The 12560-nt window shown below is 72.2% G+C and carries 9 protein-coding genes; 6 read left to right on the plus strand and 3 right to left on the minus strand.

Annotated elements, in window-relative coordinates:
• Positions 1 to 11 precede the first annotated feature (11 nt).
• The 4 genes from secD to H505_RS0125055 all read left to right on the plus strand — a co-directional run bounded on the left by secD (position 12) and on the right by H505_RS0125055 (position 6398).
• The gene (secD, locus tag H505_RS44225; RefSeq protein WP_034519688.1) at positions 12 to 1868 is read left to right on the plus strand and encodes a protein translocase subunit SecD; all 1857 of its coding nucleotides are present in this window, start codon (positions 12 to 14) and stop codon (positions 1866 to 1868) included.
• 3 nt (positions 1869 to 1871) lie between these two features.
• Positions 1872 to 3062 (plus strand): protein translocase subunit SecF, encoded by a 1191-nt coding sequence (gene secF, locus H505_RS0125045; RefSeq protein ID WP_026404171.1) that lies wholly within the window; start codon positions 1872 to 1874, stop codon positions 3060 to 3062.
• Positions 3063 to 3136: 74 nt separating this feature from the next.
• The gene (locus H505_RS0125050; protein ID WP_026404172.1) at positions 3137 to 3664 is read left to right on the plus strand and encodes an adenine phosphoribosyltransferase; all 528 of its coding nucleotides are present in this window, start codon (positions 3137 to 3139) and stop codon (positions 3662 to 3664) included.
• Between the two features lie 559 nt (positions 3665 to 4223).
• The gene (locus H505_RS0125055) at positions 4224 to 6398 is read left to right on the plus strand and encodes a RelA/SpoT family protein (RefSeq protein ID WP_051301139.1); all 2175 of its coding nucleotides are present in this window, start codon (positions 4224 to 4226) and stop codon (positions 6396 to 6398) included.
• An 80-nt stretch (positions 6399 to 6478) separates the two neighbouring features.
• Here the strand turns inward: H505_RS0125055 and aspS are convergent, their stop codons facing one another.
• From aspS to H505_RS0125070, 3 genes are read right to left on the minus strand one after another with little or no spacing between them, the layout of a single operon-like run.
• Entirely contained in the window at positions 6479 to 8239 is a 1761-nt protein-coding gene (aspS, locus tag H505_RS0125060; RefSeq protein ID WP_026404174.1) for an aspartate--tRNA ligase, read from the minus strand.
• Positions 8236 to 9504, minus strand: coding sequence for a histidine--tRNA ligase (gene hisS / locus H505_RS0125065; protein ID WP_026404175.1), 1269 nt, complete (start codon positions 9502 to 9504; stop codon positions 8236 to 8238). Before hisS ends, aspS begins: the two co-directional genes overlap by 4 nt.
• 16 nt (positions 9505 to 9520) lie before the next feature.
• Positions 9521 to 10216, minus strand: coding sequence for an MBL fold metallo-hydrolase (locus H505_RS0125070; protein ID WP_026404176.1), 696 nt, complete (start codon positions 10214 to 10216; stop codon positions 9521 to 9523).
• Positions 10217 to 10437: 221 nt separating this feature from the next.
• Between H505_RS0125070 and H505_RS0125075 the strand changes: the two genes are divergently transcribed.
• Complete coding sequence (locus tag H505_RS0125075) at positions 10438 to 11226, plus strand: peptidylprolyl isomerase (protein ID WP_026404177.1); 789 nt, start codon at positions 10438 to 10440, stop codon at positions 11224 to 11226.
• 83 nt (positions 11227 to 11309) lie between these two features.
• A complete protein-coding gene (locus H505_RS0125080; protein WP_026404178.1) occupies positions 11310 to 12545 on the plus strand; it encodes a DUF349 domain-containing protein in 1236 nt (411 codons plus the stop codon).
• The last annotated feature ends 15 nt before the right edge of the window (positions 12546 to 12560 follow it).

A 12560-nucleotide genomic window follows, 5' to 3' on the forward strand; every position in this document is an offset into this window, starting at 1 on the left:
TAAGACGACAAGTGGCTCCCCCTAGGAACGTCCCCAAGCCGGGACGCACCCTTCTCGCGCTCTTCGCGATCCTGGTGGTCCTGGCAGGGACGGCGTTCCTGCAGGGGTCCACGACTCCCAAGCTCGGGCTCGACCTCGCGGGCGGGACGACCGTGACGCTGTCGGCGAAGACGCCGAACGGCGAGACCCCGCCCGCCGAGCAGATGGACCAGGCCGTCAAGATCATGACCCAGCGGGTCAACGGCCTGGGCGTCTCGGACGCCGAGGTGCAGAAGCAGGGCGGCGACAACATCGTCGTCAACGTGCCGGGGGCGGGCCAGAGCCGCGTCGTCAACATGATCGGCACGACCGCGAAACTCCAGTTCCGGCAGGTGTTCGCGGCCGCGGACGGGCGTCCGGCGACGGGGGGCTCCCCGTCGCCGTCGCCCTCCGCGGGCGGAGGCGAACGCGCCGACCGAGGAAGCGGGGACCGCGGCGACCAGGACGGGGAGGCGAGCCCGTCGCCGTCGGCCTCCGCGTCCGCCGGCGCGCCGTCGTCCTCGCCCTCCTCTTCCGCGGCGCCGCGCGGCCGCGCCGCCTCCGCGGCGCTGACCGCGTCCGCTCCCACCGCTCCCACTCCCCCCGCGACCGCCTCCCCGTCGCCGTCCGGCTCCGCCGAGCCGTCCGCCTCGCCCGAGCCGTCCGGCTCGTCCGACGCGACGGACGCGTCGGCCCTCTACCCGGGCGTCCGCGACCAGGCCGTCGTCAAGCAGTTCGAGGAACTCGACTGCTACAACGGCGACCGCCGCGCCCCAGGCTCCAACGACCCCGGCAGGCAATGGGTCGTCGCCTGCGACGAGGAAGTCGAGAACGGCCAGGTCACCAAGTACATCCTCGGCCCCGTCCGAGTGCTCGGCGAGAACGTCGACGGCGCCGAGGCGGTCCCGCCGAACGCCCAGCAGGGACAGCCGAGCTGGTCGGTCTCCCTCGACTTCGACGGCCGCGGCGCCGACCAGTTCGGGCAGGTCACCACCGAGGCGTACGGCGCCTACCAGCAGGACCCCACGTCCGCGCAGGCGCAGATCGCGATCGTCCTGGACGGCCAGGTCGTCTCCGCCCCCGCCATCAACCAGGGCCCGATCACCGGCGGCACCGCCAGCATCGACGGCCCGCCCGAGAGCTTCGGCCAGCAGTACGCCACCGACCTCGCCAACGTGCTCAAGTACGGGGCGCTGCCGCTGGAGTTCGAGCAGAGCTCCATCGACGAGGTCTCGTCCACGCTCGGGTCCGACCAGCTCACCGGCGGCCTGATCGCCGGCGCCATCGGCCTCGTCCTCGTGGTCGTCTACTGCATGGTCTACTACCGGGGCCTCGGCCTGGTCGCGGTCTCCAGCCTCGCGGTCGCCTCCGCGATCACCTACCTGGCGGTGGTGATCCTCGGCGAGAACATGGGCTTCCGCCTCTCGCTGCCGCACATCATCGGCCTGATCGTGTCGATCGGCATCACCGCCGACTCCTTCATCGTCTACTTCGAGCGCCTGCGGGACGAACTGCGCGCGGGCCGCAAGCTCCGGCCGTCCGTCGAGACGGCCTGGAAGCGCGCCCGCCGCACGATCCTGGTCGCCGACGCGGTGACCTTCCTGGCCGCCCTCGTGCTGTACTTCCTCGCGGTCGGCGGCGTCGCCGGGTTCGCGTTCGCGATGGGGCTCACCACCCTCATCGACGTGATCGTGGTGTTCTTCTTCACCAAGCCGCTGGTGGCCGTTCTGTCGCGCACCACGTTCTTCGGCCAGGGCCATCCGCTGTCAGGGGTCGACGCCAGACGGCTGCGCCGCGCCTCCGGGGCCGCGCCAGGTTCCGCCGCCCGTCCGACGAGCCAGGAGGTCTGAGACATGGCGACGCGTGCGATCATCTCCCGGATCTACCGGGGCGAGGTCAGCGCCGACATCGTCGGCCGGCCGAAGCTGTGGTACTCGATCTCCGGGATCCTGCTGGTCCTGTCCATCGCCGGCCTGATCGTGCAGGGCCTGAACTTCGGCGTGGAGTTCAAGGGCGGCTCGGTCTTCACCTTCCAGGCGCCGAGCGCGTCGATCGAGCAGGTGCGCGGCGCCGTCGCCGACGGTGGCGCCCACCAGACGATCGTGCAGGAGGCCGGCGACAAGTGGCGGGTGACCACCGAGAGCATGTCGTCCGACGAGGTCGGCGAGGTCAAGCAGAGCGTCACCGAGCGGCTCGGCATCCCGGGCGACAAGGTCAGCACCCAGGTGGTCGGCGCCTCCTGGGGCGGTGAGATCCAGTCGAAGGCGTGGCAGGCCCTCGCCGTCTTCATGGTGCTGATCATCGCGTACCTGTCCATCGCGTTCGAGTGGCGGATGGCGGCGGCCGCGGTCGTCGCCCTCGTCCACGACCTCGTGATCACCGCGGGCGTCTACGCGTGGTCCGGCTTCGAGGTGACCCCCGCCACGCTGCTGGGCTTCCTGACGATCCTCGGATACTCGCTGTACGACGCGGTCGTGGTGTTCGACATGATCAAGGAGGTCACCAAGCCGCTCGGCCCGACCTCCAAGACCACCTACAGCCAGGCCGCGAACACGGCCCTCGCCAGCACGCTCGTCCGGTCCCTGAACACCTCGCTGGTGGCGATCCTGCCGGTGGCGGCGATCCTGTTCATCGGGACGACGCTGTTCGGCGCGGGCACGCTGAAGGATTTGTCGCTCGCGCTGTTCGTCGGCATGATCGTCGGGACGTACTCGTCGCTGTGCGTCGCGACGCCGCTGCTGGTGCAGCTGAAGGAGCGCGAACCCAAGTACCGGGAGATCCGGGCGAACATCGCGCGCCGCGAGGCCAGCGCGAAGCGGAAGTCGAAGACGGTCGCCAAGGTGAAGGCGACGGCGGGCGCGCCCGGCGGCGACGACGCGGACGGCGGCTCCGCCGGCGACGACGCCCCGGACGGCGGCGCGGGCGACGCCGCGGCGACGTCCGGCGAGGACGTCGCGAAGTCGGTCACCGTCCGCAAGGTGGTCCAGTCGGGGCCGCGGCACCAGCCCAGGCGCGGCACGCGCCAGCAGCGCCGCGGCAGGTGACGGCGGGCCGCGCGGGCGGCGAGCAGGGCCCTCAGGGGCGGTAGCAGGCAACAGGCGTCTCAGGGGGACGAACGATGGTGGACCTCGGCAAGCTGATCCAGGAGCGGATCCGCGACGTGGACGACTACCCGAAGCCGGGGGTCGTGTTCAAGGACATCACTCCGCTGCTGGCGGACCACGTCGCCTTCGCGGGGGTGGTGGACGCCATCGTCAACCACCACGGCCGCGGCACGATCGACAAGATCGTCGGTATCGAGGCGCGGGGCTTCATCCTCGCCGCGCCCGTCGCCTACCACTTCGGGGCGGGCTTCGTGCCCGTCCGCAAGAAGGGCAAACTGCCCGCGCGGACGCACGCCGCCACCTATGATCTCGAGTACGGGACGGAGACGATCGAGATCCACGCGGACGCCTTCGAGTCCGGCGACCGCGTCCTGATCGTCGACGACGTCCTGGCCACCGGCGGGACGGCCCGCGCCGCCGCCGACCTCGTCCGGCGCTGCGGCGGCGAGGTGGTCGGGCTCTCCGTCCTGCTGGAGCTGTCGTTCCTGCACGGGCGCGACAAGGTCGGGAATCTCGACGTCCACTCGCTGGTTACCGTCTAACACGGAACCGGCGCCGGATACACTGGCGCAATCGAGCCCGGTGGGGACGGGCGCTCACCCGCGGGGCGGACGGCATGCGGCGCCCGCACGGACCCGAGGAGGCTGAGTGCCCGGTGAGGCGGCATCGACCGGCGCGGTGAGCGAGGCCGCGGAGAAACCCGCGACCGGAGCCCGCCCCGCGACGCCGGCCGCCGGCGAGGCGGCCGCGGAGCGCGCCGCGCCCGCCGGCCCGCCCCCCGAGCGCCCCGGAGCCGCCCCCGCCGGCAACGCCCCCACCGGCCCCGACGCGACCGGCGACGCCCCCTCCCGCACCCCGGAGACCGGGCCCGCGCCGGGCACGGCCGCCGCGGACGACGCGGCGAAGGACGCCGCCGGGGACGCCGCCGGGGCCACCCCGGGCGGCACCGGGGGCGAGGCCGGGGCCGCCCGGCCGGGCCCCGCGTTCCACACCGAGGAGGACCCCGCCGACCGGGGCGCCTCCGCGACCACCACCGTCCCGCCGTCCGCCGCCCGGGTGCGCCGCAGGCTCGCACGGCTGGGCGCCCAGCGCGGAACCGCCATGAACCCGGTACTGGAACCACTGATCAAGACGGTCCGCAACACCCACCCGAAGGCGGACCTCCGGCTCATCGAACGCGCCTACGACGTCGCGGCGCACTACCACCGGCACCAGAAGCGCAAGAGCGGCGACCCGTACATCACGCACCCGCTCGCGGTCGCGACCATCCTCGCCGAGCTCGGCATGAACACCGAGACGCTCTGCGCGGCGCTGCTGCACGACACCGTCGAGGACACGCCCTACAGCCTGGACGAGCTCACCGCCGACTTCGGCGACGAGATCGCCGCCCTGGTCGACGGCGTCACCAAGCTCGACAAGGTCAAGTACGGCGAGGCCGCCGAGGCCGAGACCGTCCGCAAGATGGTCGTCGCGATGTCCCGCGACATCCGCGTCCTGGTGATCAAGCTCGGCGACCGGCTGCACAACATGCGCACCCTGCGCTACATGCCGCGGCACAAGCAGGAGAAGAAGGCCCGCGAGACCCTCGAGGTGTTCGCGCCGCTGGCGCACCGCCTCGGGATGAACACGCTGAAGTGGGAGCTGGAGGACCTCGCGTTCGCCACCCTGTACCCGAAGCGGTTCGACGAGATCGCCCGGCTGGTGTCCGAGCGCGCCCCGCGGCGCGACGTCTACCTGCAAGAGGTCATCGAGAACGTCTCCACCGACCTGCGCGAGGCCCGCATCAAGGCCACCGTGACGGGACGGCCGAAGCACTACTACTCGATCTACCAGAAGATGATCGCCCGGGACGTCAGCTTCGACGACATCTACGACCTGGTCGGCATCCGGGTCCTGGTCGACAGCGTCCGCGACTGCTACGCCGCCCTCGGCTCGATCCACGCGCGATGGAACCCGGTCCCCGGCCGGTTCAAGGACTACATCGCGATGCCGAAGTTCAACATGTACCAGTCGCTGCACACCACGGTGATCGGCCCCGGCGGCAAGCCCGTCGAGCTGCAGATCCGCACGTGGGGGATGCACCGGCGCGCCGAGTACGGCGTCGCCGCGCACTGGAAGTACAAGGAGGAGACCGTCGGCGGCCGCCGCGCCGGCGACATGCAGTGGCTCCGGCAGCTCCTCGACTGGCAGAAGGAGACCGCCGACCCGGCCGAGTTCCTGGAGTCCCTCCGCTTCGACCTGTCGGTCTCCGAGGTGTTCGTCTTCACCCCCAAGGGCGACGTCATCGCGCTGCCGCAGGGCGCGACCCCGGTCGACTTCGCGTACGCGATCCACACCGAGGTCGGGCACCGCTGCATCGGCGCCCGCGTCAACGGACGCCTCGTCCCCCTCGAGTCGACCCTCGACAACGGCGACACCGTCGAGGTGTTCACCTCCAAGTCGCAGGACGCCGGGCCCAGCCGCGACTGGCTCGGGTTCGTCAAGAGCGCCCGCGCCCGCAACAAGATCAAGCACTGGTTCTCCAAGGAGCGCCGCGACACCGCGATCGAGTCCGGCAAGGACGCCATCGCCCGCGCCATGCGCAAGCAGAACATGCCGCTGCAGCGCATGATGTCCGGGGAGGCGCTGCTCGCCCTCGCCCGCGACATGCGCTACCCCGACGTGTCGTCGCTGTACGCCGCGGTCGGCGAGAGCCAGGTCTCGGCCCAGCACGTGGTGCAGCGCCTCGTGGACGCCCTCGGCGGCGTGGAGAGCGCCGAGGAGGACCTCGCCGAGATCGCGCTGCCGACCCGCCGCAAGCGGAACCGGCCCGCGGGCGACCCGGGCGTCGTCGTCGCCGACGACCCGGACGTGTGGGTCCGGCTGTCGCGCTGCTGCACGCCCGTCCCCGGCGACGACATCGTCGGGTTCGTCACCCGCGGCCACGGCGTCTCGGTGCACCGCAGCGACTGCGCCAACGTCGGGAGCCTGCGCAGCCAGCCCGACCGGCTGATCGACGTCAAGTGGTCCCCGGGCGAGGACTCGGTCTTCCTCGTGGCCATCCAGGTCGAGGCGCTCGACCGGCCGCGGCTGCTGTCCGACGTCACCCGCGTGCTGTCCGACCAGCACGTCAACATCCTGTCCGCGTCGGTCACCACCACCCGCGACCGGGTCGCCGTCAGCCGCTTCACCTTCGAGATGGGCGACCCCAAGCACCTCGGGCACGTCCTGAAGGCCGTCCGCTCGATCGACGGCGTGTACGACGTCTACCGCGTGACGAGCGGCGCCACCCGCTGACCCGCGGCGCCGGGGCCTCCGGCCGGACACGCGAGAGGGCGGTCGCCACCGCGGCGACCGCCCTCTGCCGTGCGTGCGGGTCAGCTCCCGGCGGGCTCCTCCTCGGGGATCACGTCGACGCCGGCCTCCTTGCGCTGCTGCGGCGTGATCGGCGTGGGCGCGGCGGTCAGCGGGTCGAACCCGGACGCGGCCTTCGGGAAGGCGATGACGTCGCGGATCGATTCCTGCCCGGCGAGCAGCATGACGACGCGGTCCCAGCCGAACGCGATGCCGCCGTGCGGCGGCGGGCCGAACTTGAACGCCTCCAGCAGGAAGCCGAACTTCGACTCGGCCTCCTCCTTGGACATGCCGAGGACGTCGAACACCCGCTGCTGCATCTCGGCGCGGTGGATACGGATCGAGCCGCCGCCGATCTCGTTGCCGTTCAGCACGAGGTCGTAGGCGTCGGCGAGCGCGGCGCCCGGGTCGTCCTGGAAGGTGTCGGCGTACTCGGGCTTCGGCGCGGTGAACGGGTGGTGCACCGGCGTCCAGCCGATCTGCTCGCCCTTGTCGTCCTCGACCGGCTCGAAGACCGGGGCGTCCACGACCCAGACGAACTCCCACGCGGACGCGTCGATCAGCTCGCAGCGGCGGCCGATCTCCAGCCGGGCGGCGCCCAGCAGCTCCTGCGTGGCGTGCCGCTTGCCCGCGCCGAAGAAGATCGCGTCGCCGGGGGACGCGCCCGTCTTCGCGGCGAGGCCCTCCTTCTCGGCGTCCGACAGGTTCTTGGCGACCGGCCCGCCGAGCGCCCCGTCGGGCTGGACGAGGACGTACGCGAGGCCGCGGGCGCCGCGGGACTTCGCCCAGTCCTGCCAGGCGTCCAGCTCCTTGCGGGTCTGGGACGCGCCGCCCGGCATCACGACCGCGCCGACGTACGGGGCCTGGAACACCCGGAACGAGGTGTCGGCGAAGTACTCCGTCATGTCGGTCAGCTCGTTGCCGAACCGCAGGTCGGGCTTGTCCGAGCCGTACCGCGCCATGGCGTCGGCGTAGGTGATGTGGGGGATCGGCCGGGGGATCTCGTACCCGGCGATCTCCTTCCACAGCCGGGACACGAGGTCCTCGCCGACGCGCAGGACGTCGTCCTGGTCGACGAACGACATCTCGATGTCGATCTGCGTGAACTCGGGCTGCCGGTCGGCGCGGAAGTCCTCGTCGCGGTAGCAGCGGGCGATCTGGTAGTAGCGCTCCAGCCCGCCCACCATGAGCAGCTGCTTGAACAGCTGCGGGGACTGCGGCAGCGCGTACCAGTGGCCCGGCTTGAGCCGGACGGGCACGAGGAAGTCGCGGGCGCCCTCGGGCGTCGAGCGGGTCAGCGTCGGGGTCTCGACGTTGACGAAGCCGTGCTCGCGCATCACCTCGTGGGTGAGGAACGACGCCTCCGACCGGACGCGCATGGCGTGCGCCACCGCGTCCCGGCGGATGTCGAGGTAGCGGTACTTGAGCCGGATCTCCTCGTTGACGTTGACGTCGCCCTCGATGGGGAACGGCAGCGGCGCGGCCTCCGACAGCACCTCGATCGTCTCGGCCGCGACCTCGATGTCGCCGGTGGGCAGCTCGGGGTTCTCGTTCCCCTCCGGACGGATCCGGACCTCGCCGACGACCTTGACGCAGAACTCCGAGCGCAGGTCGTGCGCCGCGTCCTCCTCGCGGAAGACGACCTGCGCGGTGCCGGACGCGTCCCGCAGGTCGATGAAGGTGACGCCGCCGTGGTCGCGGCGGCGGGCCACCCAGCCGGCCAGCGTGACCTGCTGCCCGGCGTGCTCCCTGCGGAGCGTCCCCGCCTCGTGCGAGCGGATCATTTCGAAAGCCTCTCTTTCAACGTCGTGACGATGTCGGCGAGGGGGACGGCGGTCTGCTCGCCCGCGGCCAGGTCCTTGACCTGGGCGACGCCGTCCGCGATATCTCGCTCGCCGAGGATCACGGCGTACCGGGCGCCGGACCGGTCCGCGTCCTTCATGGCGCCCTTCAGCTTCTTGCCGCCGAACGCCGTGTCGGCGGCGACCCCGGCCCGGCGCAGCTCCGCGACGAGCCCGAACATGCGGCGCTCCGCGGCGCCGCCCAGCGGCACCCCGAACGCCTCGCAGCGCGGCCGGGCGGCGAACTCGGCGCCCTCGGCCTCCAGCGCGAGGATCGTCCGGTCCAGCCCGAGCCCGAACCCGATGCCGGGCAGCGGCGGGCCGCCGATGTCCTCCGACAGCCCGTCGTAGCGGCCGCCGCCGCCGATGCCCGACTGGGCGCCGAGCAGCGGGTGGTCGAACTCGTAGGTCGTCCGGGTGTAGTAGTCGAGGCCGCGCACCAGGGTGGGGGTGTCCTCCCACTCGATGCCGAGGTCGGCCAGCAGCTCCCGGACGGCGTCGTGGTGCGCCTTGCAGGCCGCGCACAGGTGGTCGGCCATCAGCGGCGCGCCGGCGAGCTGCTCGCGGACCCGCGGGCGCTTGTCGTCCAGCACCCGCAGCGGGTTGATCTCGATGCGGGCGCGGGTCGCCTCGTCCAGGTCGAGGCCGCGCAGGAACTCCTGCAGCCGCGCCCGGTAGGCCGGACGGCACTCGCGGCAGCCGAGCGAGTTCAGCAGCAGCCGCACCCGCGTCAGCCCGAGGGAGCGGTACCAGTTCGCCGCGATCGCGATCGTCTCGGCGTCGACCCGCGGGTCCTCGCTGCCGATCGCCTCGAGGTCGAGCTGGTAGAACTGCCGGTAGCGGCCCTGCTGCGGGCGCTCGGCGCGGAACGCCGCGCCGGTCGTCCACACCTTCACCGGCAGCGCGCCCTGCTTGTGCAGGCCGTTCTCCAGCACGCACCGCAGGACGGACGCGGTGAACTCGGGCCGCAGCGTCAGCGAGCGGCCGCCGCGGTCCTCGAACGTGTACATCTCCTTGGACACCACGTCGGTGGACTCGCCGACGCCGCGGCGGAACAGGTTGGTGTCCTCGAAGACGGCCAGTTCCAGATAGCCGTATCCGGCCAGCCGCGCCTGCTCGGCGAACGCCTCGCGGACCGCGTACAGCAGGTCCGCGCGCGGCGGGACGTATTCACTGACCCCTTTGGGGGCCTGGAAGCTCGAACTCATGATGTGTGTGACGTTCCTAGAGTCCCTTGCGGGGCCCGTCGGCGGGCGCGGTGTCCGCGAGGAACGGATTCGTGGCGCGCTCGCGGCCGATTGTGGTCTGGGGGCCGTGGCCGGGCAGGACGGCGGTCTCGTCGGGCAGCGACAGGCACACCCGCGCCAGGCTGGCGAGGATCTGCTCGTGCGACCCGCCCGGCAGGTCGGTGCGGCCGATCGACCCGGCGAACAGCAGGTCCCCGGAGAACATCACGTCGGGGAGCTCCTGCGCGGCGGGCGTCCGGAAGGTCACCGACCCGGGCGTATGGCCCGGCGCGTGGTCGACGGTGAACCGTAGCCCGGCGAGCTCCAGCTCGGCGCCGTCGGCCAGTTCCCGCACGTCGTCCGGCTCGGTCAGCTCCAGCCCGCCGAACAGCTGCTGCCCGGGACCGAGCGACAGCCCCTTGGCCGGATCGGTCAGCAGGTCGCGGTCGTCCGGATGGACGAACGCGGGCACGTCCTTCGCGCCGCACACCGGCGCCACCGACCACACGTGGTCGATGTGGCCGTGGGTCAGCAGCACCGCGACCGGCTTCAGCCGATGCTCGCGCAGGATCTCGTCGATGCCTGCCTCGGCGTCCTGGCCGGGGTCGATGATGACGCACTCCTCACCCGCGGCGGGCGCCACGACATAGCAGTTCGCGGCGAACGATCCAGCGGGGAACCCGGCGACGAGCACGGACGTCCTTCCTTAGAACCATCTCGGTGGGCGTGTTCGAGGGTACCGGCGCGCCCGCGGCCACCGCGAACGAGATCCGCCGATCGCCGTGTCGCGGAGCGTTATCCCGCGGGGCGGAAGGGTGACCTCGTTCCCCGGCGTCCGTTTTACGGCGCTTTTACGCGCCGGTACCGCTACTATGCGCTGCACGTTCACCTGATCACAGCGAAAGGGCATGGCCAGTGGCGGGGAAGGACCGCAAGAAGCAGCTCGCGCGGCAACGCTATGAGCGCCAGCAGCAGCGCCGGGCGGCGGAGGCGGCCAGGGCGCGCAGGCTGAAGGTGTTCGGCTCGGCCGCCGCGGTGGCGGTGATCGCGCTCGGCGGGGCGGGGATCTTCCTGTTCACCGGCGACGACGACCCGGCCGAGGCGAACGCCGCGTCCGGCGGGAACTCGGCGTCGCCCGCGAACGGCGAGTGCGCCTACACCGAGTCCGACGCGCCGGGCGCCCCCGACGGCCTCGGAACCCCGCCCGTGAAGCCGGCTCACACCGGCACGGTGAACGCGACCGTCAAGACGAACCAGGGCGACGTCGTCCTTCAACTGGACGGCAAGAACGCGCCCTGCACCGTGAACTCGTTCGCGTTCCTGGCGGAGAAGAACTACTACGACGACAGCCCCTGCCATCGGCTCACCAGCGGCGGGCTGAACGTCCTGCAGTGCGGAGACCCGACCGGCAAGGGAACGGGCGGCCCCGGCTACCGGTTCGCCGACGAGAACCTCGACGGCGCGGCCTACGGCAAGGCGACCCTCGCCATGGCGAACTCGGGCCCCGACACCAACGGCAGCCAGTTCTTCATGGTCTACGGCGATTCGCAGCTCCCGCCCGACTACACCGTGTTCGGCAAGATCACCAAGGGTATGGACGTGCTGGAGAAGATCGCCGCGGCGGGTTCGGAGCCCGAGGGGGACGGCGAACCCAAGAAGAAGGTCACGATCGAGGACGTCACGGTGGCCGCCGCGGCCGGGTGACCGGTATCAGCCGAACGGGATACTAAGGTGTGGAGGGTCCGAAGGCCGTGAGCACGTTCGGGCCCGCGATTCAGGAGGCAAGGGTGTCCAGCGCGACCGATCCATGGGGCCGGGTGGACGAGGACGGCACCGTCTATGTCAAGACGGCCGACGGCGAACGGGTCGTCGGGTCCTGGCAGGCGGGCGCGCCCGAGGAGGCCCTGGCCTACTACAAGCGCAAGTACGACGCGCTCGTCACCGAGATCGGGCTGCTCGAGCAGCGCGTCCGCACGACCGACCTGCAGCCCGCCCAGGCCGAGCAGAGCATCGGCCGGCTGCGCGAGGCGGTGACCGGGGCGAACGCGGTCGGCGACCTCGACGCGCTGGCCCGCCGGCTCGACGGGCTGACCGAGCGGGTCGGCCGGCGCCGCGAGGAGGTCAAGGCGCAGCGCGAGCAGCACCGGCACGAGGCGCGCGAGATCAAAGAGCGCATCGTCGCCGAGGCCGAGCGCATCGCCGCCGAGGAGACCCACTGGAAGAACGGCGGCGAGCGGCTCCGGCAGCTCGTCGAGGAGTGGAAGGCCGCCGACCGCATCGACCGGCCCACCGAGACCGCGCTGTGGAAGCGGCTGTCGTCCGCCCGCAACGCGTTCACCAAGCGCCGCAAGGCGTACTTCGCGACGCTGGACGAGCAGCGGGAGGACGCCCGCCGCGAGAAGGAGCGCCTGGTCGCCGACGCCGAGGCGATGAGCGGCTCCACCGACTGGGGCGAGACCGCCGCGGCCTACCGCGAGCTGATGCGCCGCTGGAAGCTCGCCGGGCGTGCCGCCCGCGACGCCGAAGAGGAGCTGTGGGCCCGCTTCAAGGGCGCGCAGGACACCTTCTTCCAGGCCCGCAGCGCGGCGTTCGCCGAGCGCGACGCCGAGTTCCGCGGGAACGCCGAGGAGAAGGAGAAGATCCTCGCCGAGGCCGAGCGGCTGCTGCCCGTGCGGGACGTCCGGCAGGCCCGGCAGGCGCTGCGGACGGTCCAGGAGCGCTGGGAGGCCGCCGGGATGGTGCCGCGCGACCAGCGCGACCGCCTCGAGGGCCGGCTCCGCAAGATCGAGGAAGCCGTCCGCGCCGCCGAGGAGAACGAGTGGCGGCGCACCAACCCCGAGGCCCGCGCCCGCGCGGAGGCCACGGTCGCGCAGCTGCGCAGCTCCATCGACCAGCTCCAGGGCCGCCTCGACAAGGCCCGCGGCGCCGGCCGCGAGCGGGACGCCAAGGAGGCGGAGGAGGCGCTCACCGCCCGCCGCGCGTGGCTGGAAGAGGCCGAGCGGACCCTCGCCGAGTTCTCCTGACCCCGCGTCGGCCGC

Source organism: Actinomadura rifamycini DSM 43936, assembly GCF_000425065.1.
Classification (GTDB): Bacteria; Actinomycetota; Actinomycetes; order Streptosporangiales; family Streptosporangiaceae; genus Spirillospora; species Spirillospora rifamycini.